Below are 23008 nucleotides of genomic sequence, written 5' to 3'. Positions count from 1 at the left end.
CGGCGCCGGTGGCACGCTCAACGGCGACGGCGGCGCAGGCGGTGCCGGGGGGCTTGGTGCGTCCGGCGGCGCCGGTGGAAACGGCGGTAAGGCCGGGTTGATCGGTTCTGGCGGCACGGGCGGCGCCGGCGGCGAGGCGATCGGTGCCGCGGGTCTTGGCGGTAACGGCGGCAACGGCGGCAACGCCCAGCTGGTCGGCAACGGTGGTAATGGCGGTAACGGCGGAAACTCGCCCGCCACTATCGGCAATGGCGGCACCGGTGGTGCCCGCGGGCTGTTGTTGGGCTTCCCCGGGGCGCCCGGCCTGACGTAATCAGCAAGGGCTGAGCCGAAATTCGAGTCGGCTGCGAAACCTGCTACGAGACAAGGCGATTGAGCGTCGCGCGGTTCGCGCGCGGCAGCCCCTAGATCGGCTCCAGCCCGGCCAGATGCCGCTGCGCCAGGTCGCGATAGGCCTGCGGGTTGACGTTGATCCACATCTCGGCGCCCGTCCCCGCGACCGGGCCCTTTACCTGCGCCGGCGCCCCGACCGCCAGCATCCCGGCCGGAATCTGCGTGCCCGCCAACACCAGTGAGCCGGCGGCGATCAGGCTGCGCGCGCCGATGACCGCCCCGTCCAAAACGGTGGCGTGGTTGGCGATCAGCGCCTCCTTGCCGACGTGAACGCCGTGGATCACGCACATGTGCGCCACCGTCGCGCCCGGACCGATGTCCACCGGGATGCCGGGCGGCGCGTGCAACACCGACCCGTCCTGGACGTTGGCGCCTTCCCGCACCACGATCGGCCCGTAGTCGCCGCGCAGCACGGCGTTGAACCAGACCGACGCCCCCGCCTCGACGGTGACGTCACCGATCAGGGTCGCGGTCGGGGCCACGAACGCGGTCGGATCGACACGCGGTGACCGGCCCTCGAAAGCAAACAGCGGCATCGTCTAGATATACCTTGCCCCAATACGCGTCCGGTAACCCGGCTAGACCAGCGGTCATTGCGCCACCGAGCCCCAAAACTGTAACGTGTTCTAGTTAGAGACCACTGGAGGTGACTGGTGACTACCGACACCAAGGCGGCCGGCATCCGGGAAATCGATCCCGGCGCCCTGCCGACGAGATATGCGCGCGGCTGGCACTGCCTGGGCGTCGCAAAGGACTTCCAGGACGGCAAGCCGCATTCCGTGCAGGCGTTCGGCACCAAGCTGGTGGTTTTCGCCGATTCGCACGGCGACCTGAAGGTGCTCGACGGCTACTGCCGGCACATGGGCGGCGACCTGTCCGAGGGCACCATCAAGGGCGACGAGGTCGCCTGCCCGTTCCACGACTGGCGCTGGGGCGGCGACGGCCGGTGCAAGCTGGTGCCGTATGCCAAGCGCACGCCGAAGACCGCGCGTACCCGGTCGTGGACGACCGACGTGCGCGGTGGCCTGCTGTTCGTCTGGCACGACCACGAGGGCAATCCGCCGGACCCCGCGGTCAGGATCCCGGATATCCCCGAAGCCCACAGCGACGAGTGGACCGACTGGCGGTGGAACAGCATCCTCATCGAGGGCTCCAACTGCCGCGACATCATCGACAACGTCACCGACATGGCGCACTTCTTCTACATCCATTTCGGGCTGCCGACGTACTTCAAGAACGTCTTCGAGGGCCACATCGCCTCGCAGTACCTGCACAACGTGGGCCGGCCCGACGTGAACGATCTGGGGACCTCTTACGGTGAGGCACACCTGGATTCGGAGGCGTCCTACTTCGGGCCGTCGTTCATGATCAACTGGCTGCACAACAGCTACGGCGGCTACAAGGCCGAGTCGATCCTGATCAACTGCCACTACCCGGTGACGCAGAACTCGTTCGTGCTGCAGTGGGGCGTCGTCGTCGAAAAGCCCAAGGGCATGGACGAAGAGATGACCGACAAGCTGTCGCGGGTCTTCACCGAGGGCGTCAGCAAGGGCTTCATGCAGGATGTCGAGATCTGGAAAAACAAGACCCGAATCGACAACCCGCTGCTGGTCGAGGAGGATGGCGCCGTCTACCAGCTGCGCCGCTGGTACCAGCAGTTCTACGTCGACGTCGCCGACATCCAGCCGGAAATGGTGGAGCGCTTCGAGATTGAGATCGACACCACCCGCGCCAACGAGTACTGGAACGCCGAGGTCGCGGAGAACCTGAAGGCCCGGGAATCCGACTCCGAGTCCGAAGGCGTACCCGCCGAGCAACATTAGGACCATGCCCGAGGACCAGCCGGCAGTACCGGACGTCGATCGGCTCGCCCGGTCGATGCTGATGCTGCGCGGCGATCATCACGATCACGACGAATCGCCTTCGAGCAACGGCGGGTCCGGATCTTGGTCAAAATCAAGGGATTTCGCCGACGACCCGCAGCGCGCCGCCGCTGTCGCCGATGCGACGCGCGCCGATCGCGAGCGCTACCTGACGTCGGGGCTGGTGCCGGTGGATTGCCGGTTCTGCCACGTGACCGTCACGGTCAGGAGGATGGGCCCGGGCCATACCGCCGTGCAGTGGAACACCCAGGCGGCGCAGCGTTGCGCGTACTTCAGCGAGATCCGCGAATCTGGCGGGGACACCGCGCGTGCCCGCGCCTGCCCGAAGCTGAGCGACAGCATCGAGCATGCGTTCGCGGAGGGCTACCTGGACCAGCCCGAAAACGACTGACTCGCCCGGGCCTACAGTCCCGCGAACCGCTCCTTGACTTCTTCGACAGTCAGGCCGTAGTCGGCGAGCGAATACGTGTGTTTGGGCGCCCGCTCGCCGGATTGGCTTGCGGCGTGGCTCTTCTCCATCGCCGCCCGCGCCTCGTCGGTCAGCGTCAGTCCGAAGTGCCGGTAGATGTCGGCCACCGTGCCCAGCGGGTCGGCGATCAGCTCGCGATAGTCGACGTCGTAGAACTGGGCCGGATCGTATTTGGCGCGCGCGGTGTTGAACCGCTCCAACCCGCGCGACCAGGTTTCCATTGAGTCGGCACCGATCCGGTCGCCGACGAACGTCTCCGACCAGCCCTCGGACGTGTGCTGGGCCAGCGAGCACATCGAGGCCATGATCGTCTCGACGGGCCGGTGGGTCTGGATCACCAGCGCGTCGGGATAGGTGGCCATCAAGGCGTCCAGCGCGAAGAGGTGGCTGGGGTTCTTCAGCACCCACCGCTTGTCGGCGTCGTTGAGCCCGATCAGCTGGAGGTTCTTGCGGTGCCGACGATACGACGGCGTCCAGTCCTGCTGCGACAACCACTTTGAATAGCTGGGCAGGTGCGACAGGGTCTCGTACGACACGGAATGCAGCGACTGCCGCAGCAGCTGCCAGCACTCCTCCAGCTCGTATGCGGCCATGAAGTGCAGGCCGGTGTAGCCCGGGTTTTCCGCATGGTGCCGGGTGAATTGTTCGTCGAGCTGGCGATAGAACGGGTTCGCATCCCACTCGTCGCGGGGCGGGCGCGGCTGCGGGAACTCCGCCAACCACATGTGCAGGCCCTGATGCGCCGGGTCGGCGCCGAGCAGCCGGTGCAGCGCCGTGGTGCCGGTGCGCACCAGCCCGGTCACGAAGATCGGCCGTTCGATCACCACGTCGGCGTGCTCGGGGTATTGCTTCCAGGCGGCTTCGGAGAGCAGGCGGGCCACCAGCGCGCCGCGCAGGAAGAACCGATTCATCTTGCTGCCCAACACCGTTAGGTCCGCCTCGCGCCGGTAGGAGTCGAGTAGCACCTCGAGCGCCTCGCGATAGTTGTCGTCGTCGGCCCCGAAGTCATCGAGGCCGATCAGCTTGGTGGCCGATGCCTGCAGTTCGTCGACGGTGCCGACGTCGGTACGGTCGGTCATCAGGTGTGGTACTCCCCGCAGTTGACGTCCAGGGTCTGTCCGGTGATGCCGCTGGACAGATCGCTGGCGAGAAAAAGGATCGCCGAGGCCACTTCGTCCTCGGTGGGCAGGCGCTTCAGGTCGGAGTTCGCGGCGGTGGCCTGGTAGATCTGGTCTACCGTGGTGCCGTACTTGCCGGCCTGATGCTCGAAGTAGCTCTGCAAGGTGTCGCCCCAGATATAGCCCGGGGCAACGGAATTGACGCGGATTCCCTTCTCGCCGAGTTCGGTGGCCAGCGACTGCGACATGGCCAGCAGGGCGGACTTCGCCATCTTGTACGCGCCGTATTTCGCCTGGGAGTGCCGCAGCACCATGGAGTTGACGTTCACGACCGATCCCGACGACTTCTCCAGCGCCGGCGTATAGGCCTGGATGAGGCGCAGCGCCCCCAGCGCGCTCAGCTCGATCGCGTCGCGGATGTGCTGAAACGACGTGCCGGCCAACGGCTTCATCGACGGCACCCGGAACGCGTTGTTGACCAGCACGTCGACCTTGCCGTAGGTGCCCATGGTGGTCTCGACGAGGTAGGCCACCTCCTCGTCGTCGGTGATGTCGGCGCGCACCGCCAACGCCTTGTGACCGGTGTCGTTGATTTGCTTGGCGACCGCCTCCAGCCGGTCGAGGGAGCGCGCCGCCAGCACCAGGTCGGCACCGTCACGCGCGCACCGGTGCGCCAGCGTGGTGCCGAGCCCCGGCCCGACGCCGCTGATGACGACGACCTTTCCCTCGAGCATTCCTGACCTCGTCATCCCAGCATCCTTGCCGCGATTTGCTGCTGGCGCAATGCGATTCGCTCGCGCCACTGGTCCTCGGAGATCTTATTGTGCTCGAAGTGCGGCAGCGCGGCCGGCACTGCGTCGAAGTCGACCAACTCGACGGTGGGCCCGTCGGCATCGGTGAGCTCACGCGACACCCGCTGCCAGCGGAACTGGAGGAAGCCGCGCCGGTGGCCGAGGGTCTCAACCCAGTTGGTCACTCCCGGGTTCTGGTCGGCAACGACGATGCGCACCTTGCCGTCCGGATCCGCCTGGGCCTGAGTGTTGTTCAGCGAAGTCTGGTGGTTGATGTAGTCCAGCGAGATGTACCACAGGCTGCCCAGCTGGAAGCCGAGATAGGGGGCGTCCGAGACCGGGATGGTGATCACTAGCGCCTGATCGGGCCGCAGGTCGAAATGCCCGACCGACGAGTACTGGGTCGCCAGCCCGCCGGGGGTCAGCCTCGGCGGAACCATGGTGTTGACCGGGAGGTCGAGGTAGAACCACTGCGGAAACTGCAGCCACGTCTTGACGCGGTTCACCAGCTGCTTGCCCGCTGTGGCGTAACGCTTTTCGATGGTCTGGCGGGTCAGCGGCGGCGGCGCGGTGCCAGCCGTGTCCAGCCGGGAAATGGTGAGCGTGCCGCGCTGGGCCGCCCAGTCGCCGTATACCTCGCGAATCACCAACTGGCCGGGGCTGTTCGGCCGCACCCGCCACTCGAAGCTGCCGTCCGCGGCGATGTCGAGCTCGCGGTCGTCGAACGCGGCCTGGCTGGCGGGCACGTTGTCGTCGGTGTACTCGCCACCGAGCAGCTGGAAACTAAGGTCGGTGGTGGTCCCGCGTTTGCCGGTCACGACGTAGTCGTGGTTGGCCTGCACCCGGGTGCCGAAGTAGAGGGTGTCGGGGTTGTCGAGGCCCATCTTGGTGAACGGCCCGGTGCCCGACTGCAGGAACGGATGGTCGCGCTCGTAATCGAAGGCGAGGTGCGTACATGCCGCGACGCAGCCGGCCAGATATTGCAGCCCTTCCAGCAGGTCGGCTTCGGTCTCGATGAACGGCGCGGCGGCCACCAGCTGCTCGGCTTCGGCGATCGCTTGGGTGAGGGGATCAGAGAACACGCCTAGACGCTAGAACGTGTTCTACTTTTTAGTCAATGGCGAACGTTCCCCCGCGTCGCCGACGACGTTTACGGACGACACCCGCTCACTACGGCACGCACTGCTGGGACAGGTCGATCAGGTGCTGCCGCACGTCGGGATGCCGATTCAGGTAGTCGATGACGTTGCCGCCACCACCCTCGGCCTGAGATTTGGCCTGCAACTGCTGCTTCACGTCCGGATGCCGGGTCAGGTACGAGTCGATGGACTGACCAACCGTCTGATCGCATTGGGGATCGGCGTTGGCCGGCGCCAACGCGATCGCCAGCGGGGCGGTGGCGCCCAGTACCCCGGCGGCCACCACGCCGCACAATCCGCGCCGCAGAGGGCTGAGAGTTTTCGCGGTCATCGGATCCCTCCTTTGCCAGAGACGTCGCGATCAACACTACCCGCGGCGTCCGTGCGCGAACCGGCTCCGGAGGCGCGAAGGAGCGGGCCGCCGTGGCGAAGGTTTAGTTGGCCCGGGCTTCCCGCTCCGGCTCGTCGTCGAGTGCCAGCGCCACGCGCTCGCGCTCCCCGGCCCCCGTTGTCGCCGCGGCCTTCGGTTTGGCCGCCGAGATCTCCGCGGCCGGCCCGGCCGCGGCCTGTGTCGTCCCGAGGGGTGTGGCGGCCACCGGAATGGCTTCCTCTACTTCCGCGGCCACCGCTTGCTCCACTGGAGGCGCAGCCGGCGCGGTTTCCTCCGCGGCCTTAGCCGGCGGAATCGGCGGCGCCGACGCTGTGGTCGACGAGCTGGACGACGCCGACGCCGCGGCCGACATCATCATCATCGCTCCCATACCACCGGCTCCGAGCATGCCGGCGCTGCCACCACCGCCACCGCCACTCACGGCAGCGGCGTTCGCCGCGCCCGCGTCTCCGGTGCCGACGTAGCCGCCGCCGGTAGCCGCGACGCCCGCATTGGGATCGGCGGTGCCGACACCACTCGCGTAACCGCCGTTCCCACCGCCGACCGCGGCCGCACCGCCGGCGCCGTCGCCTCCGCCGCCGCCGGCAGCGGCGCTACCCGCGGCCACGCCGCCCGCGCCGTCCCCGCCGCCTCCGCCGCCCGCGGCACCCGCAGCGCCGGCGCCGGCAGTGGCGGTGCCGCCCGCCGGGCTCGAGCCGCCGGCGCCGATGCCGCCAAGCCCGGGCAGGCTCGGAATCGCCGGCAGGCTCGCCTGCCCCGACAGCAATTGCCCGGCCGCCGCCGACGCCCCGCCGTGATAGCCCACCATCGCGGTGACGTCCTGGGCCCACATCTCCAGGTAGTTGAACTCGGTCTCGGCGATCGCGGGCCAGTTCTGCCCGAACAGATTGCTCATCACCAAGTTGACCAAGCCGTTGCGGTTGGCCTCCACCTCCAATGGATGCACCGTCGCCGCGAGCGCCGACTCGAACGCGCTGACGACCGCCTGCGCTTGGGCCGCCGCCCCGGCGGCCTGCGACGCCGCCGCGTTCAACCACCCGGCGTACGGGGCCGCCGCGGCCGCCATCGCCTGCGCGGCCGCACCCTGCCACGCCTGGCTGGCCAACGTCGACGTGACCGACGCGAACGACTGGGCGGCGGACGACAACTCGGACGCCAGCCCGTTCCAGGCCGCCGCCGCCTCCAGCATCGGACCCGAACCGGCGCCCGAGTACATCAGCAGCGAATTGATCTCCGGTGGCAAACCAAAGAAGCTCACAACATCCCCTAGCGATACGTGCCGTCGATCTAACGCTAAGCCAATGCCGACGGAGGCTTACCGGCTTCCGTCAGATTCAAATAATTCTAGAGCCGGGGGCAGGCGGCGCAGACCAGACCGCCCACCCTTAATGCGTGACGACCGCGCCGCTTTCCTGCTCGCGCTTGATCTCCAAGGCGATGTCGATGAGCTGGTCTTCCTGGCCGCCGATGAGCTTGCGCTGACCGGCCCGGTGCAGCAGCGCGTGCGCGGGCACGCCGTAGCGCTCGGCTTGGCGGACGGCGTGCTTGAGGAAGCTGGAGTAGACGCCCGAGTACCCCATGATCAGGGCGTTGCGGTCGAGCACGCACTCGGCAGGCATGGCCGGGCGGACGACGTCCTCGGCGGCGTCGGCGATGTCGAAGAAGTCGATGCCGGTCTTCACGCCGATCTTGTCGAACACCCCGATCAGGGCCTCGACGGGCGCGTTGCCCGCGCCGGCCCCGAACCGGCGGCAGGAGCCGTCGATCTGCTTGGCCCCGGCGCGGACGGCCTCCACCGAGTTGGCCACCCCCAGGCCGAGGTTCTCGTGGCCGTGGAAGCCGACCTGGGCGTCGTCGCCCAATTCGGCGACGAGCGCTGCCACCCGGTCGCGCACTCCCTCGAGGACCAGCGCCCCGGCCGAGTCGACCACGTAGACGCACTGGCATCCGGCGTCGGCCATGATGCGCGCCTGCGCCGCCAGCTTCTCCGGCGGGATGGTGTGCGACATCATCAAAAAGCCGACGGTTTCCAGGCCCAGCTCACGGGCCAGCCCGAAATGCTGGATCGATACGTCGGCCTCGGTGCAATGCGTGGCGATCCGGCAGATCGAGCCGCCGTTGTCCTGCGCCTCCTTGATGTCCTCCTTGGTGCCCACCCCGGGCAGCATCAGGAACGCGATCTTGGCCTCTTTGGCGGTCTCGGCCGCGAGCTTGATCAGCTCCTGCTCGGGTGTCTTGGAGAACCCGTAGTTGAAGCTCGAGCCGCCCAGCCCGTCGCCATGGGTCACCTCGATCACGGGCACGCCCGCGGCGTCCAGGGCGGCCACGATGGCACCAACCTCGTCCTTGGTGAACTGGTGGCGCTTGTGGTGGGACCCGTCCCGCAGGGAGGTGTCGGTCATCCGCACATCCCAGATCGGGTTGAAAAAGATGTCCTGAATGCTCATGCTTGCGCTCCTCCCGCCGTCGCCGACAGGGATTCCTTGGCGATTTCCTCGCCGACCTTGGTGGCCGCCGCGGTCATGATGTCGAGGTTGCCCGCGTAGGGCGGCAGGTAATCCCCGGCGCCCTCGACCTCGACGAAGGTGGTGACCAGGGCCTGACCGCCGGAGTTGAGCGACGGGTCGTCGAACTGCGGCTCGTTGAGCAGCCGGTACCCGGGCACGTAGGTCTGCACCTCGGCGACGACGTCGTGGATGGACTTGGCGATGGCATCCCGGTCGGCGTCCTCGGGGATCGCGCAGAAGATGGTGTCGCGCATGATCATTGGCGGGTCGGCGGGGTTCAGGATGATGATCGCCTTACCGCGCTTGGCGCCGCCGATGGTCTCGACGCCCTTGCTGGTGGTCTTGGTGAACTCGTCGATGTTGGCGCGCGTTCCCGGACCCGCGGATACCGAGGCCACCGAAGCCACGATCTCCGCGTACGGCACCTCGACCACCCGAGAGACGGCGTAGACGATCGGGATGGTCGCCTGCCCACCGCAGGTGATCATGTTGACGTTGGGCGCGTCCAGGTGCTCACGCAGGTTCGCCGGCGGGATCACCGCCGGGCCCACCGCGGCCGGCGTCAGGTCGATGGCCCGGATTCCGGCGGCTTCGTATTTCGGCGCCGCGTCCCGGTGCACGTAGGCGCTGGTCGCCTCGAAGACCAGATCGGGTTTCTCCGGCTGCGCCAGCAGCCAGTCGACCCCCTCGTGGGTGGTCTCCAAACCCAGCTTGCGGGCCCGCGCCAAGCCCTCGCTTTCCGGGTCGATGCCCACCATCCAGCGCGGTTCCAGCCAGTCCGACCGGAGAAGCTTGTAGAGCAGGTCGGTGCTGATGTTTCCCGACCCGACAATGGCCACACTCGCCTTGGACGGCATGATGCTCCTTTTCGAAGCTTTAAATCGACTGATTCAAAACTAATCCGTGCCTATTCAAACGACAAACGCACCGAACCGAGGCCCGTGAAGTCGGCGACGAACTCGTCGCCGGCGCGTGCATCTATCGCCCGCGTGCACGATCCCGGTAAGACGATGTCACCTTTTCGCAGCCGCACCCCGAAGCTTTCCACCTTGCGGGACAGCCACGCGACCGCGGTGACGGGGTTGCCCAGCACCGCATCGCTGCGACCCTCGGCGATCACCTCGCCGTTGCGGGTCAGGACCGCGTCGATCGCCTTGACGTCGACGTCGGCCGGCGACACCCTCGCCGCCCCGAGCACGAAGCCCGCCGAGGAGGCGTTGTCGGCGATGGTGTCGCACAGCGCGATCTTCCAGTCGGTGATGCGGGTATCGATCAGCTCGATCGACGGCACCAGCGCCTCGGTGGCCGCCAGCACGTCGTCCTCGGTGCAGCCGGCGCCGGGCAGGTCGTCGGACAGGATGAAACCGACCTCCACCTCGACCCGCGGGTACAGGTAGCGGCCCGCCTTGACTGGGATGTCCTCGAACACCTGCATCTCGTCGAGCAGGTGGCCGTAGTCCGGCTCGTCGACCCCCATCATCTGCTGCATCGCCAGCGAAGACAGGCCCACTTTGTGGCCCAGCACCCGGGCGCCCTCGGCGACGCGCTGACGGATGTTGATCAGCTGAATCTCGTAGGCGTCGACGACGTCGATGTCCGGGTAAGCGGCGGTCAGGGGCGTGATGGGCTCACGGCTGCGCTCGGCTTGCGCCAGGTCGGCGGCCAGCTCGTCGCGGATCGCAACACTGAGCATTTCCCGGAAGTCCCCTTAGTTCGTTTGACCGGGCCGGTAGCGCCCAACCCGGGCAATTCTATAACGTGTTCTACATGACAGGGCAGGAGTACGACGTCGTCGTGGTCGGGAGCGGCGGGGCCGGCATGGTTGCCGCCCTTGCCGCCGCGCACCGCGGCCTTTCGACAGTAGTCATCGAGAAGGCCGCGCATTTCGGCGGCTCCACCGCGCGATCCGGGGGCGGGGTCTGGATTCCGAACAACGAGGTGCTGAAGCGCGACGGCGTGCGGGACACGCCGGAGGCGGCCCGCACCTACCTGCACGGAATCATCGGCGACATCGTCGAGCCGGAGCGCATCGACACCTACCTCGAGCGCGGACCCGAGATGCTGTCCTTCGTGCTGAAGCACACGCCACTGAAAATGTGCTGGGTGCCGCGCTACTCCGACTACTACCCCGAGGCGCCCGGGGGCCGCGCGGAAGGGCGGTCGATCGAGCCCAAGCCGTTCAACGCCCGCAAGCTCGGCGCCGACGAGGCGGGGCTGGAGCCCGCCTACGGCAAGGTGCCGCTCAATGTCGTTGTGATGCAGCAGGACTACGTGCGGCTCAACCAGCTGAAGCGGCATCCGCGGGGCGTGGCGCGCAGCCTGAAGGTGGGCGCGCGCACCATGTGGGCCAAGGCGACCGGCAAGAACCTGGTCGGCATGGGCAGGGCGCTGATCGGGCCGCTGCGCATCGGGCTGCAGCGCGCCGGTGTCCCCGTGCGGCTCAACACCGCGCTCACCGACCTCTACGTCGAGGACGGCGTGGTGCGGGGCGTGTACGTTCGCGACACGGCGGCATCGGAATCGGCCGAGCCACAGTTGATCCGGGCGCGCCGCGGCGTGATCCTGGCCAGCGGCGGGTTCGAACACAACGAACAGATGCGGGTGAAGTACCAGCGGGCCCCCATCACCACCGAATGGACCGTCGGGGCCAAGGCCAATACCGGCGACGGCATTGTCGCGGGCGAAAAGCTGGGCGCCGCACTGGATCTGATGGAGGACGCCTGGTGGGGCCCGACGGTGCCGCTGGTGGGCGCGCCCTGGTTCGCGCTGTCCGAACGCAACTCGCCGGGCTCGATCATCGTCAACATGTCGGGCAAGCGCTTCATGAACGAGTCGATGCCCTACGTCGAGGCCTGTCACCACATGTACGGCGGGGAATTCGGCCAGGGTCCGGGTCCGGGCGAGAACATCCCGGCGTGGCTCGTGTTCGACCAGCAGTACCGCGACCGCTACATCTTCGCGGGACTGCAACCGGGCCAACGCATCCCGCGCAAGTGGCTGGAATCCGGCGTGATCATCCAGGCCGACACCCTCGAGGAGCTGGCCTCGAAGGCGGGGCTTCCGCCGGCCGAGTTCGCGGCAACCGTGGCGCGGTTCAACGGTTTCGCGCGGTCCGGCGTCGACGAGGACTTCCACCGCGGGGAGAGCGCCTACGACCGGTACTACGGCGACCCCACCAACAAGCCGAACGCCAACCTCGGTGAGATCAGCCACGCGCCGTTCTACGCCGCCAAGATGGTGCCCGGGGACCTGGGCACCAAGGGCGGCATCCGCACCGACGTGCACGGCCGGGCGCTGCGCGACGACGGCAGCGTCATCGAAGGCCTTTACGCCGCGGGCAATGTCAGCGCCCCGGTGATGGGCCACACCTACCCCGGCCCGGGCGGCACCATCGGGCCGGCGATGACGTTCGGCTACCTCGCCGCGCTGCACATCGCGGGGGTCAACTGACATGCCGATCGATGTAGACGTCGCGCTGAGCGCCGAGCTGCACCCCATCGAATTCTCTTGGGAGAGCAGCGATATCCAGCTCTACCACCTGGGGCTCGGCGCCGGCTCCGACCCGATGGATCCCCGCGAGCTGCGCTATCTGATCGACGACACCCCGCAGGTGCTGCCGACGTTCGGCAACGTCGCCGCGACGTTTCACATGACCAAGCCGCCGACGGTGCAGTTCCCCGGCATCGACATCGAGCTGGCCAAGGTGTTGCACGCCAGCGAGCGGGTCGAGGTGCCCGGGCCGCTGCCGCCGTCGGGCTCGGCCAGGGCCGTCACCCGGTTCACCGACATCTGGGACAAGGGCAAGGCCGCGGTGATCTGGAGCGAGACGACGGTCAGCGCCCCGGACGGCACGCTGCTGTGGACGCAGCGGCGGTCGATCTTCGCCCGCGGCGAGGGCGGCTTCGGCGGCGAGCGCGGGCCGTCCTCGCCGGACGCCGCGCCGGACCGGGCCCCCGACCTGGAGGTCGACGTGCCGATCCTGCCGCAGCAGGCGTTGCTGTACCGGCTGTGCGGCGACCGCAACCCGCTGCACTCCGACCCCGAATTCGCCGCCGCCGCAGGCTTTCCCAGGCCCATCCTGCACGGCCTGTGTACCTACGGCATGACCTGCAAGGCGATCACCGACGCGCTGCTCGACGGCGATGCCGGGGCGGTGGCCGCCTACGGCGCGCGCTTCGCCGGCGTGGCGTTTCCCGGTGAAACCCTCACGGTCGGCATCTGGAAGGAGAACGGCCGTTTCGTGGCCAGCGTTGTCGCGCCGTCGCGCGAGAACGCCGTGGTGCTGAGCGGCGTCGAGCTGGTCCCCGCCTAGCGCCCTTGCTGTGAGCGGACTACCGCTGGACGGCGCAATATGCTTTCGTCCTTTCATGGTCGCTGAACGGCAGTCGCCCGAACCGCGTGCGGCCGACGAGCGAACCGCACTGCGCAGCATTCCGATATTCGCCGAGATCGACGACGACCAACTCGACCTCCTCACCAGCACCGTCGATCGCCAGCACGTCCCGGCCAACGAGTGGCTCTTTCACCTGGGCGACCCGTCGGACTCCATCTACGTAATCGCCTCGGGGCGATTCGCGGCCGTCGGCCTCGATGGGCAGGTGCTTCGTGAGATGGCATCCGGTGATTCGATCGGAGACCTGGGCGTGATCACCGGCGCCGTTCGCTCGGCCGGGGTACGGGCCCTTCGGGACGGCGTCGTCTGGAGGATCGCCGCTGACACGTTCAGCGAGGTGCTCGCGAAGGCGCCGCAACTGCAATCGGCGATGTTCCGGGCGATGGCGGTGATGCTTCGCGAGTCACGAGCGGCCAGCGTCTCTCGCGGTCGCCGGGTCGTCGGCGTGGTGTCGAGCGGGGATGCGGTCGCGATGCCGATCGTCGACGCGATCGCGACTCGCCTGAGATCGCACGGCCAGGCCGCCGTCGTCGCGCCGCCCGTCGAAACCACGGCCGCGGCCAATCATTACGGCGAGCTCGTCGACGCGTTCAGCGAGACCCTCGACCGCGTCGAGCGCAGCAACGATTGGGTCCTGCTGGTGGCCGATCGGGGCTCGGGCGACAGCTGGCGACGCTACGTCACCGCGCAAAGCGACCGGGTCGTGGTCCTCACCGATCGGGCCCATCCACCCGAAGCGCTCGAACCGCCCGTGACGCAAGGGCCGGTCCACCTGGTCACCTGCGGCGTGGTACCGGAACCGAGCTGGTGGGACCTGCTGCAGCCGATCTCGCACCACCCCGCCGACGACGACGGCATCGGCGCGCTGGCCCGCCGAATCGCCGGCCGCTCGCTGGGTCTCGTGCTCGGGGGCGGGGGCGCTCGCGGCCTCGCGCACTACGGGGTCTACGAAGAGCTCACCCGGGCGGGCGTCGTCATCGACCGGTTCGGCGGAACCAGTTCCGGCGCCCTTGCCGCCGCCACCTTCGCGCTGGGTCTGGACGCGCGGGAATGCACCGCGGCGGCACGGAAGTACGTCGCAGAGACTAAGCCCGTCAGCGACTACACGATCCCCGCGATAGCCCTCACGCGAGGCCGCCGTGTCGACCGTCTGATTGAGGGATTCTTCGGCAGCGGGACCCTGATCGAGCATCTGCCGAGGGAATTCTTCTCCGTCTCCACCGACATCATCACGGGCGATCAGATCATCCATCGGCGTGGGCTGCTGTGGGTCGCGGTGCGCGCATCGATCTCGATACCCGGGCTCCTGCCGCCGGTGCAGCATGGGGAACGGCTGCTCGTCGACGGCGGACTGATGAACATCCTCCCGGCCGACGTGATGTGCGCCGACCCGGACGGCGAGGTGATCTGCGTCGATCTCCGCACGACGTGGGTGCCGTCGAAGGGCTTTGGCCCGCTGCCGGCGAAGCTTCAGCCTCCCGCGTTCGTCCGGCGGCTCGTGACCGGGACGGATGTAGCCCTGCCACCGCTGCAAGACACATTGCTTCGCAGCGTCGAACTCGCGGCCCCCAAGTGGAACCTGCGCGAGCTCCCCCGAGTCTCGGCGATCATCGAGCCGGACGTCTCAGCGATCGGTCCGTTGGACTTCAAAAACATCGATGCCGCCCTCGAAGCCGGGCGGATCGCGGCCCGGGCGGCTCTCGACGCGCAGCCCGCCCCGGTTCGCTGAGCGTCGGATACGATTAGCCCTGCAGCAAACAGCTCAGCATCTTCAGATGGCAGACGCTTCGTGTGTGCACAGGGTCGTCAGGCGGAGCGGGGCAGGCAACGGGGAGCCTCGCTCGCGCACGCGGCCGTTCGAGTGCGGCCAGGTCGTTAAGCCATGGGCTCCGATTGGTGGGACAAGCCGCTGGCCAATCTCGTCATGCACTTGAATGGCGGCGAGAAGATCGTGCCGATCTTCGATCAACTATTCGTCGGCCGTCAGTGCGCGGGCATCGACGAACAGCGTCGACTGGTCATTCCCGATCCGAACATCTCCCGCAACCACCTCGAGATCCGTTTGGACGTCACCACCGACCGGGCCTACCTCATCGACACCAGCACCAATGGCACGTTGCTCAACGGCATGCCGCTCGAGCGCGCCGTGCAGGTCCCCCTCAAGCCCGACGACCGGATCTCGGTGGGCGACGTCGTGCTCATCTTCCGGTCGGACCGGTTCAACGCCGCCGGGGTGACCAACACCAGCCCGACGCTGACCCGGATCGTCGAGGAGACCATGGTGATGGTGGTCGGCGATATCACCAACTACTCGACGATCTCAGAGGTCACCGACAACCAGGTGATCGCCCAGAGCCTGAACTATCTCTGGCACGAGCTCAACCGCGTCCTGCGCGCCCACCGCGGAACGCTCAATCACTACGCCGGCGATGCCCTGTACGCCGTCTGGGAGTTGCGGACGATTCCGACGGCCAACGAACTCGCGATCGACTTCGCGCTCGCCGCGAACCAGAGGGTCGAGGAGCTCGCGCCCACGCTCCCGCTGCGTAGCCCGGACGGCTCGCCGATCCGCATGGGCTGGGGGGTGGTGCAGGGCCGGGCCGCGATCGCCGCGATGACGAGGACGGTCACGGCCGTCATCGGCGACGCGACCAACGTGGCGTTCCGGTTGGCCGGCATCGCCGGCCGGGCCGGGCGCCCGGCCGTGATGGTCAGCACCGGCGTTCATTCCGCCGTCGAGGCGCAATACGACTGGGGGCAGCCCGAGCAGGTGGAGATCAAGGGCCGACGCGGAATGGAGACCGTTTTTCCGGTCGTCGCGCGTTCTTAGCCGACTAAGGCGAGCGTGCGGCCAGCCGCACGCTCGGTCTCTACTGTGCGGCTAGCCGCACGCTCGTCGGGACAATGCGGCGCGAACGCGACCAACGATGTCGGCCGGCCGGTCGCCCGCGACCACTCGTACGACGATCCATCCGAGACGCTCAAGCCTTTCCAATCGCCTTACGTCCCAGGTGTATTGCTGGCGATCGCTGCGGTGCTGGTCGCCGTCGTATTCGACGGCGACCTTGAAGTCCTCCCAACCCATGTCGAGGTACGCGAAGACGCTGCCGAAGTCGTCGAAAACCGGGATCTGTGTCTGCGGCCTCGGCAAGCCCGCCTGGATCAAGACGACGCGCAGCCACGACTCTTTGGGCGACTGTGCACCCGGATCGAACAGATCTGCCGCTTGGCGCGCTCGCACGATGCCTCGGCGCCCGGAGTATTTGCGGCACAGCAGCTCGACATCAGCAGGTTTGATTTCCGTTGCTCTGGCGAGCGCGTCGATGCCCGCAACCGCCGTCGTCGTCGGGTACCAACAGCCGAAGTCCAGTGCCGTCCTGACCGGCGAAGTGACCGGTATGCCGGCCACCAGCTTGATCTCGTCATCGTCGATACGGTCTGCGTGTGATTTGATCCCCGGCGGCCCTCTTCGGTTGTCGTGCACCAGATCCACCACCTGTGCGTCGTCGACCCATTTGCTGCCGTGCAGAGCGGCCGCGGCGAACCCCGCGACAACACCCCGGCGCCCGCTCCACAGCCACCCAGCTTTGGCACGCAATTCGGCAGTGACGTCGACATCGCGCCCCACGTAGACGTCTGGGAACAATCGCCGAAAGCGTGTAGCCAGCTGGGACTTAGACATCGCCCCCGCGGCGATGGCCTCGTTGCCAATAAACGGCTCGATCATGGACCCGCAGCGTCGCATGAGGCGCTGCGGGCGTCACTTCAGCCATCCACATGTCGCCGAACGTGCGGCTGACCGCACACTCGAACGCGAACGTGCGGCAGGCCGCACGCTCGAGACGCTAGCCGAGGATCAGGCCCGACGTCGGCACACCCGTCCCCGCCGTGACGAGGACGTGCTCGACGTCGGGCACCGGGTTCACCGAGGTGCCACGCAACTGCCGCACACCCTCCGCGATGCCGTTCATGCCGTGGATGTACGCCTCGCCGAGCTGACCGCCGTGGGTGTTGATGGGCAGCCGGCCGCCCACCTCGATGGCACCGTCGGCGATGAAGTCCTTCGCCTCCCCGCGACCGCAGAATCCCAACTCCTCCAACTGAATCAGGGTGAACGGCGTGAAGTGGTCGTACAGGATCGCGGTCTGGATGTCGGTCGGCTTGAGACCGGACTGCTGCCACATCTGCTGGCCGACCAGCCCCATCTCGGGCAGGCCGAGCTCGTCGCGGTAATAGCTGACCATCGTGTACTGGTCGGGGCTGGAACCCTGCGCCGCGGCCTCGATGATCGCCGGGCGCTGCTTGAGATCCTTCGCCCGCTCCGGGGAGGTCACCACGATCGCCACCGCGCCGTCGGTTTCCTGGCAGCAGTCCAGCAGCCGCAACGGCTCGGCGATCCACCGCGAATTCTGGTGGTCCTCAATGGTTATCGGCTTCTCGTAGAAGTACGCCTTGGGGTTCTTGGCGGCGTGCTTGCGGTCGGCCACCGAGATCGCGCCGAAGTCCCGGCTGGTCGCGCCGGACCAGTGCATGTAGCGCTGGGCGATCATCGCGACCTGGGCCGCCGGCGTCGACAGCCCGTGCGGATACGAGAAGGCATTGTCGGCCGCGGTCGAATCGGCCTGCACGCCGGCATTTCCCACCAGCCGGGTCTGGACCTGACCGAATCGCATGCCCGAGCGTTCGTTGAAAGCGCGGTACGCGACGACGACGTCGGCCACCCCGGTCGCAACGGCCATCGCCGCGTGCAGGACGGTGCCGCACGCGGCGCCGCCACCGTAGCCCGTCTGGGCGAAGAACTTCAGGTCACCGATGCCGGTCGCGCGCGCCACCGCGGTCTCGTTGTTGGTGTCCATCGTGAACGTGGTCAGCCCGTCGACGTCCGACGGCGAAAGGCCGGCGTCGTCCAACGCATCCAGGACCGCCTCGGCCGCCAAGCGCAGCTCGCTGCGGCCGGAGTCCTTCGAGAAATCGGTCGCACCGATGCCGACGATCGCGGCCTTACCCGACAACATCAGGCACCCCCGATCGTCAGGGTCACGTTCGCGATGACGTGATCGCCAAGGCTGTTGCGGCCGAACACCTTCAGCGTGATCAGGCCGTCGTCGATGGCGGTCACCTCGCCGGAGAAGGTGACGGTGTCGTAGGCATACCACGGCACCCCGAGCCGCAGCCCGATCGACTTGATCCGCGCCGACGGCCCGGCCCAGTCCGTGACGTAGCGCTGCACCAGCCCGGTGTCGGTCAGGATGTTGACAAAGATGTCCTTGGATCCCTTGGCCTGCGCCAGGTCCCGGTCATGGTGCACATCCTGAAAGTCCCTGGTGGCCAGCGCCGTCGAGATGATGAACGTCGGGTCACCGTAAAGCTTGAGCTCGGGCAGGGTGGTACCCACTTCAACAACGGGCGCGCTCATGCGTCGGGCTCCCAAGCGTAGAGGCTCCACTCCGGGCCGGAGTCACCGGCCGGAAAGTCGATATATGTTGCGCGAACCGGCATTCCGATCTTGATCTCGGCGTGGTCGACGCCGCGCAGCTCGCCGAGCATACGGACGCCCTCTTCCAGCTCGACAAGCGCGATCACGAAAGGCAACGTGCGTCCCGGCACCTTCGGCGCATGGTGCACGACGTAGCTGTACAGCGTGCCGCGGCCGCTGGCCACCAGGTAGTCGATGGCCTCCGACTTGTCCTGCCACACGGCCGGCACCGGCGGATGCTGCAGCGTCCCGTCGGGCCGGCGCTGAATCCGCAACTCGTGCGCTTTGACGCCCTCCCAGAAGAAGGCGGTGTCACGCGACGACGCCGGACGCATCATGGTATCGGGATCGAGGTCCTCGGGCACCGAGGACGGCGCGGACTCGCGGGGCTTGAACTTCAAGATCCGCCACGCCATCTCGGCCACATCTTCGTCACCGACCCGCCAAGTGATGTGCTGGTTGATGAAGTAGCCCTCGCCGAGGCCGGTCTGCTTGGGGCCGACCACGTCGCGCATTTCGGAATGGATGGTGACCTGCTCGCCGGGACGCAGATAGCGGTGATAGGTCTGCTCACAGTTGGTGGCGACCACCCCGATATAGCCGGCGTCGTCGAACAGCTTCATGATCGGGCCCATCGGATCGTCGGTGGGGCGTTCACCGCCCTGCCCGAACATCGTCCACACCTGAATCATGGCCGGTGGGGCCACGATCCCGGGGTGACCCGCGGCCTTGGCGGCATCCTCGTCCACATAGATCGGGTTGCGGTCGCCGAGGGCCTCGACCCAGTTGTTGATGATCGGCTGGTTCACCGGATCCCGGCCCGCGCGCGGCGCGGCGACGACGGTGGCGGTGATCTCCGCGACCGCTTCCTGGATATCCGTCATCGAGGCACCCTCGGCACCTTGAGGCCGGCGGCCGCGATCATTTCACGCATGACTTCGTTCACGCCTCCACCGAAGGTGATTACCAGGTTGCGCTTGGTTTGCGAGTCCAGCCAGCGCAGCAGCTCGGCGGTGTCCGGTTCCGCCGGGTTGCCGTATTTGCCGACGATCTCCTCGGCGAGCCGGCCGATGTACTGAATGCGCTCGGTGCCAAAGACTTTCGTCGACGCGGCGTCGGCCACGTTGATGTCCTCGCCCGCGGCCGCGACCTGCCAGTTGAGCAACTCGTTGATCCGCCACATCGCGTAGATCTCCCCGAGCGCCCGCTTGACGTCCTGGTGATCGATCGGCGTGACGCCGTCGCCGCCCGGCTTGGACGCCCAGGCGTGCAGCCGGTCGTAGATGCCGGCCGTGCGGCCCGCGGGGCCCAGCATGACTCGCTCGTTGTTGAGCTGCGTGGTGATCAGCCGCCACCCGCCGTTCTCCTCGCCGACCAGCATGTCGGCGGGCACCCGCACGTCGTTGTAGTACGTGGCGTTGGTGTGGTGGGCGCCGTCGGACAGAATGATCGGCGTCCAGGAGTAACCGGGATCCTTGGTGTCGACGATCAGGATCGAAATGCCCTTGTGCTTCACAGCTTCCGGGTCGGTGCGGCAGGCCAGCCAAATGTAGTCGGCGTCGTGCGCCCCGGTGGTGAAGATCTTCTGGCCGTTGACGATGTACTCGTCGCCCTGGCGCACCGCGGTGGTCCGCAACGACGCCAGGTCGGTTCCCGCCTCGGGCTCGGTGTAGCCGATCGCGAAATGCACCTCGCCCGCCAGGATCGCCGGCAGGAACTTCTTTTTCTGCGCATCGCTGCCGAACTGTTGCAACACCGGACCGACCGTCTGCAACGTCACCGCGGGCAGTGGCACGTCGGCCCGATGCGCCTCGTTGACGAAGATCGACTGCTCGATCGGGCCGAAACCCAAGCCGCCGAACTCCTTTGGCCAACCGACGCCGAGCTTGCGGTCCTGGCCCATTCGCCGGATCACCGCACGATAGGCCTCGTTGTGACGGTCCTGCTCCATCGCCTTCATCTCGTCGGACGAGATCAGGGTCGAAAAGTATTCCCGCAGTTCCGCTTGCAGCTGACGCTGCTCCGGAGTGAGGTCTATGAACATTGCGCTCCCACCAGGTCGAGGCGATGAGAAGAACCGCCCAGCAGCCGGGCCAGGTCTTTGATCGTGGAGTAGTAGCGGTGCATCGGATACGTGATGTCCATGCCCATCCCACCGTGCAGGTGATGGCAGATCTGCATCACCGGCGGCGCCTGCGACGCTATCCAATATCCGAGGACGTCGAGGTCGCTATCGGCGTCCCGGCCCTCGGACAGCCGCCATACCACCGACTTGGCGGCCAGATCGATGGTGCGCGAAGCGATGTAGACCTCCGCGAGCTGCGCGGCGACGGTCTGGAACGTGGACAACGGCTTGCCGAACTGCTTGCGGTTGGCCACGTAGTCGGCGGTCAGCCGCAGCGCCCCGGCGACCAGCCCGTCGGCGTACGCACCCGTCGCCGCCAGCGCCAGCTGGTTGACCCGGTGCGCCGAACCGCCCGCCAACACGTCCGAATCACCAACGGCCACGCCGTCGAACGTGACCGTGTACTCCTCCGAGCCGTTCGAGGTCGGCGTGCGCTCCAGGCGCACACCGTCGGCCTTGGGAGACACCACCACGACGGCGCCGTCGGTGGTCACGATCATCCAATCCGCTTGCGCCCCATAGCCCACTCCGACCTTGACGCCGGACACCCGGCCGTTCGCGAAGGTGGCGCCCGGCCGGTCGGGCAGCGCCGTGCCCGGCTCGTTGAGCGCCGCGGTCAGCACCCCGCCCTTGGCGACCCCGGCCAGGAAACGGTCCTGCTGTTCCTCGGAGCCCAGATCGAGCAGCGGCACCACCCCGAAGCCGAGCGTCGCCAGCGCCGGCGTGATGGCGCCGTGGCGGCCCGCCTCGGTGAGCACCGTGGCGACCTCGGACAGGCCCACGCCGTCACCCCCGAGGCGTTCGGGCACCGGCAGCGCCGTCACACCCCCGCTGACCAGCGCCTCCCACGAGAGATCCCGGTCCAGCACCGACGTCGCGACGTCGGCGACAGCCTGCTGCTCGGGGGTGAGATCGAAGTCCATCAGTGGCTCACCGGGCATTTACCGGTGTAGTCCACCTGCCAGCGCTTGATGCCGTTCAGCCAACCCGAGCGCAGCCGCTCCGGCTCCGAGATCGGCTTGAGGTCGGGCATGTGGTCGGCCACGGCGTTGAAGATCAGGTTGATCGTCAGCTTGGCCAGGTTCGCGCCGATGCAGTAGTGCGCGCCGGTGCCGCCGAAACCGACGTGCGGGTTGGGATCACGAAGGACGTTGAAGGTATACGGATCGTCGAAGATTTCCTCGTCGAAGTTGGCAGAGCGGTAGAACAGCACCACCCGCTGCCCCTTCTTGATCTGCACGCCGGACAGTTCGTAGTCCTCGAGAGCGGTCCGCTGGAAGCAGGTGACCGGGGTGGCCCAGCGGACGATCTCGTCGGCGGCGGTCTCCGGGCGCTCCTTCTTGAACAGTTCCCACTGGTCGGGGAAGTCGGCGAACGCCATCATCCCCTGCGTGATGGAGTTGCGGGTGGTCTCGTTGCCGGCCACCGCGAGCATCATCACGAAGAAACCGAACTCGTCGTCGGAGAGCTTTTCCCCGTCGATGTCGGCGTTGATCAGCGTGGTGACGATGTCGTCGCCGGGCTTTTCGGCCTTGATGGCGGCCATCTGCATCGCGTAGTTCAGCACCTCGAACGACGACGCCTTGGGATCGATGTCGGCATACTCGGGGTCGTCATTTCCGGTCATCTCGTTGGACCAGCGGAACAGCTTTTCGCGGTCCTCTTGCGGCACCCCGAGCAAGCCGGCGATGGCCTGCAGCGGGAGCTCGCAGGACACCTGCTCGACGAAGTCGCCGGAACCGGCGGCCGCCGCGTCCTGGGCGATCTTCTGGGCGCGCTCCCGCAGCTCGTCCTCCAGGCGCCCGACGGCGCGGGGGGTGAAGCCGCGGGAGATGATCTTGCGCAGCCGGGTGTGGTGCGGCGCGTCCATGTTGAGCATGACGAACCGCTGCAGCTCGATGTCCTCGCGCGCGATGTCGTCGTTGAACCGGGGGATCACGCAGTTCTCGTAGCTGGAGAACACGTCGCTGCGCCGCGAGATCTCCTTGACGTCGTTGAGCTTGGTGATCGCCCAGAAGCCGCCGTCGTTGAACCCGCCGCCGTGGCCCGGGGCTTGCTCGTTCCACCAGATCGGCGCTGTCGCGCGCACCTCGGCGAACTCTTCGACCGGAATCCGCTCCGCGTAGATGTCGGGGTCGGTGAAATCGAACCCGGGCGGAAGGTTGGGGCTGGGCACGCTACTTCTCCTTTAACTGCTGGTCCCTATGCTGGTCTGGCGACTGGCCAGTGACTGGCGATCCCAGGACACTAGCTTCCCTAGTGGAGCTCTGTTGCCAGTAAAACATGCCTCCACCGTAGAAAAAAGGCGCCGACGCATCGTCGC

At 67.4% G+C, this 23008-nt stretch carries 23 protein-coding genes; 7 read left to right on the top strand and 16 right to left on the bottom strand.

Translation table 11 applies throughout. The features are described 5' to 3' along the window. A partial coding sequence (locus tag A5655_RS28305; RefSeq protein WP_369807220.1) for a PE-PGRS family protein occupies positions 1–313 on the top strand: 313 nt, incomplete at its 5' end. 91 nt (positions 314–404) lie between these two features. Here A5655_RS28305 and A5655_RS15515 read toward each other — a convergent pair. Continuing rightward, the gene (locus tag A5655_RS15515; RefSeq protein ID WP_067011369.1) at positions 405–929 is read right to left on the bottom strand and encodes a gamma carbonic anhydrase family protein; all 525 of its coding nucleotides are present in this window, start codon (positions 927–929) and stop codon (positions 405–407) included. 117 nt (positions 930–1046) lie between these two features. On the opposite strand from A5655_RS15515, the gene A5655_RS15510 reads away from it, so the two are divergent. Together A5655_RS15510 and A5655_RS15505 are read left to right on the top strand one after the other, a co-directional pair. Beyond that, the gene (locus tag A5655_RS15510; RefSeq protein ID WP_067011368.1) at positions 1047–2216 is read left to right on the top strand and encodes a Rieske 2Fe-2S domain-containing protein; all 1170 of its coding nucleotides are present in this window, start codon (positions 1047–1049) and stop codon (positions 2214–2216) included. A 4-nt stretch (positions 2217–2220) separates the two neighbouring features. Next, positions 2221–2667, top strand: a complete 447-nt coding sequence (locus A5655_RS15505) for a hypothetical protein (RefSeq protein ID WP_067011367.1) — start codon at positions 2221–2223, stop codon at positions 2665–2667. 11 nt (positions 2668–2678) lie between these two features. Here the strand turns inward: A5655_RS15505 and A5655_RS15500 are convergent, their stop codons facing one another. The 8 genes from A5655_RS15500 to A5655_RS15465 form a co-directional block, all read right to left on the bottom strand. Next, positions 2679–3824 (bottom strand): sulfotransferase, encoded by a 1146-nt coding sequence (locus A5655_RS15500; protein ID WP_067011366.1) that lies wholly within the window; start codon positions 3822–3824, stop codon positions 2679–2681. After that, positions 3824–4612, bottom strand: a complete 789-nt coding sequence (locus A5655_RS15495; protein ID WP_067011365.1) for an SDR family oxidoreductase — start codon at positions 4610–4612, stop codon at positions 3824–3826. The genes A5655_RS15500 and A5655_RS15495 overlap by 1 nt, the downstream gene beginning before the upstream one ends. Next, positions 4609–5736, bottom strand: a complete 1128-nt coding sequence (locus A5655_RS15490) for a hypothetical protein (RefSeq protein ID WP_067011364.1) — start codon at positions 5734–5736, stop codon at positions 4609–4611. The genes A5655_RS15495 and A5655_RS15490 overlap by 4 nt, the downstream gene beginning before the upstream one ends. An 88-nt stretch (positions 5737–5824) precedes the next feature. After that, a complete protein-coding gene (locus tag A5655_RS15485; protein ID WP_067011363.1) occupies positions 5825–6124 on the bottom strand; it encodes a hypothetical protein in 300 nt (99 codons plus the stop codon). 103 nt (positions 6125–6227) lie between these two features. Continuing rightward, on the bottom strand, positions 6228–7442 hold the full coding sequence (locus tag A5655_RS15480; protein ID WP_067011362.1) for a PPE family protein: 1215 nt from the start codon (positions 7440–7442) through the stop codon (positions 6228–6230). 127 nt (positions 7443–7569) lie between these two features. After that, positions 7570–8631, bottom strand: a complete 1062-nt coding sequence (gene dmpG / locus A5655_RS15475) for a 4-hydroxy-2-oxovalerate aldolase (RefSeq protein WP_067011361.1) — start codon at positions 8629–8631, stop codon at positions 7570–7572. Continuing rightward, positions 8628–9548, bottom strand: coding sequence for an acetaldehyde dehydrogenase (acetylating) (locus A5655_RS15470; protein ID WP_067011360.1), 921 nt, complete (start codon positions 9546–9548; stop codon positions 8628–8630). The genes dmpG and A5655_RS15470 overlap by 4 nt, the downstream gene beginning before the upstream one ends. A 50-nt stretch (positions 9549–9598) precedes the next feature. Continuing rightward, positions 9599–10384 (bottom strand): 2-keto-4-pentenoate hydratase, encoded by a 786-nt coding sequence (locus tag A5655_RS15465; RefSeq protein ID WP_067011359.1) that lies wholly within the window; start codon positions 10382–10384, stop codon positions 9599–9601. A gap of 74 nt (positions 10385–10458) precedes the next feature. On the opposite strand from A5655_RS15465, the gene kstD reads away from it, so the two are divergent. The 4 genes from kstD (at position 10459) to A5655_RS15445 (ending at position 15914) form a co-directional block, all read left to right on the top strand. Next, on the top strand, positions 10459–12141 hold the full coding sequence (kstD, locus tag A5655_RS15460) for a 3-oxosteroid 1-dehydrogenase (RefSeq protein ID WP_067011371.1): 1683 nt from the start codon (positions 10459–10461) through the stop codon (positions 12139–12141). 1 nt (position 12142) lies between these two features. Beyond that, the gene (locus A5655_RS15455) at positions 12143–13003 is read left to right on the top strand and encodes a MaoC/PaaZ C-terminal domain-containing protein (protein WP_067011358.1); all 861 of its coding nucleotides are present in this window, start codon (positions 12143–12145) and stop codon (positions 13001–13003) included. 55 nt (positions 13004–13058) lie between these two features. Further along, on the top strand, positions 13059–14813 hold the full coding sequence (locus A5655_RS15450) for a patatin-like phospholipase family protein (RefSeq protein ID WP_067011357.1): 1755 nt from the start codon (positions 13059–13061) through the stop codon (positions 14811–14813). Between the two features lie 153 nt (positions 14814–14966). Continuing rightward, positions 14967–15914 carry an adenylate/guanylate cyclase domain-containing protein gene (locus A5655_RS15445; RefSeq protein ID WP_067011356.1) on the top strand — a complete coding sequence of 316 codons (948 nt, stop codon included), beginning with the start codon at positions 14967–14969 and terminating at the stop codon, positions 15912–15914. 51 nt (positions 15915–15965) lie between these two features. Here A5655_RS15445 and A5655_RS15440 read toward each other — a convergent pair whose 3' ends face one another. From A5655_RS15440 to A5655_RS15410, 7 genes are all read right to left on the bottom strand, one after another. Next, positions 15966–16811: an endonuclease domain-containing protein gene (locus tag A5655_RS15440; protein WP_067011355.1), complete on the bottom strand. Its 846-nt coding sequence runs from the start codon at positions 16809–16811 to the stop codon at positions 15966–15968. A 118-nt stretch (positions 16812–16929) separates the two neighbouring features. Then, positions 16930–18099, bottom strand: coding sequence for a lipid-transfer protein (locus tag A5655_RS15435; protein WP_067011354.1), 1170 nt, complete (start codon positions 18097–18099; stop codon positions 16930–16932). Further along, complete coding sequence (locus A5655_RS15430) at positions 18099–18500, bottom strand: MaoC family dehydratase (protein WP_067011353.1); 402 nt, start codon at positions 18498–18500, stop codon at positions 18099–18101. The genes A5655_RS15435 and A5655_RS15430 overlap by 1 nt, the downstream gene beginning before the upstream one ends. Then, entirely contained in the window at positions 18497–19444 is a 948-nt protein-coding gene (locus A5655_RS15425; protein WP_067011352.1) for a bifunctional MaoC family dehydratase N-terminal/OB-fold nucleic acid binding domain-containing protein, read from the bottom strand. Before A5655_RS15425 ends, A5655_RS15430 begins: the two co-directional genes overlap by 4 nt. Then, the gene (gene fadE29, locus A5655_RS15420; protein ID WP_067011351.1) at positions 19441–20604 is read right to left on the bottom strand and encodes an acyl-CoA dehydrogenase FadE29; all 1164 of its coding nucleotides are present in this window, start codon (positions 20602–20604) and stop codon (positions 19441–19443) included. The genes A5655_RS15425 and fadE29 overlap by 4 nt, the downstream gene beginning before the upstream one ends. Continuing rightward, positions 20595–21608 (bottom strand): acyl-CoA dehydrogenase family protein, encoded by a 1014-nt coding sequence (locus tag A5655_RS15415; RefSeq protein WP_067011350.1) that lies wholly within the window; start codon positions 21606–21608, stop codon positions 20595–20597. The genes fadE29 and A5655_RS15415 overlap by 10 nt, the downstream gene beginning before the upstream one ends. Then, positions 21608–22861, bottom strand: a complete 1254-nt coding sequence (locus A5655_RS15410) for a cytochrome P450 (RefSeq protein ID WP_067011349.1) — start codon at positions 22859–22861, stop codon at positions 21608–21610. Before A5655_RS15410 ends, A5655_RS15415 begins: the two co-directional genes overlap by 1 nt. Between the last annotated feature and the right edge of the window lie 147 nt (positions 22862–23008).

The organism is Mycobacterium sp. 1081908.1 (assembly GCF_001673535.1).
GTDB lineage: Bacteria > Actinomycetota > Actinomycetes > Mycobacteriales > Mycobacteriaceae > Mycobacterium.
Note: the sequence above shows the minus strand (reverse complement) of the source record. Positions and strands in the feature narration are given on the sequence as shown.